General features: G+C 66.3%; 1 pseudogene. It reads right to left on the bottom strand.

Annotation, left to right across the window (positions count from 1 at the left end):
- Positions 1–208, bottom strand: a pseudogene (locus tag IG54_RS0137475) (peptide ABC transporter ATP-binding protein); the annotation flags it as partial.

The raw sequence follows: 208 nt of genomic DNA on the forward strand, positions 1-208 counted from the left end.
GGGTTGAGGCCGACCACGTCCAGGAGGTCCTGGACCTTCTGGCGGCGCGAGCCCTTCGGGGCCACCTCGGGGTGGATCTCGTAGGGCTCCCCGATGATGTCGCCCACCGTCATACGGGGATTCAGCGAGGTGTACGGGTCCTGGAACACCATCTGGATGTTGCGGCGGACCGCCTTCAGCGCACGCCCCGACAGCTTGGTGATGTCCT

It is taken from the genome of Streptomyces sp. NRRL S-920, from assembly GCF_000717945.1.
GTDB classification, from domain to species: Bacteria; Actinomycetota; Actinomycetes; order Streptomycetales; family Streptomycetaceae; genus Streptomyces; species Streptomyces alboniger.